Consider the following 255-nt stretch of genomic DNA (forward strand, 5'->3'; position numbering starts at 1 on the left):
TTCATAAGTTGTTGCTGCTGTTCTAGGTATTGCTAAAAGTGGCCCTATACAGATTACCATTGCACATCCTAATGCAATACTTAATCCTTTGCCTGCTCTTGAGAACATCTTCGATGTGTCTCCATTGAACTTAGTTGCTGCTATAACTGCTAATAATGCCAAACCACCATCTGCAAAAAGGAATCCTATGAAAGCTACTAGCCAACTACTTCCAGATAAAACTCCTAGATATGGAGGGAAGATTAAGTTCCCTGC

General features: G+C 40.0%; 1 protein-coding gene. It reads right to left on the bottom strand.

What is annotated here, in order from left to right:
• Positions 1-255, bottom strand: a 255-nt coding sequence (locus KK062_RS31320) for a branched-chain amino acid transport system II carrier protein (RefSeq protein WP_254088136.1), incomplete at both ends; no start/stop codon positions are given.

Source organism: Dawidia cretensis, from assembly GCF_018598175.1.
Taxonomy (GTDB): Bacteria; Bacteroidota; Bacteroidia; order Cytophagales; family Cyclobacteriaceae; genus Ohtaekwangia; species Ohtaekwangia cretensis.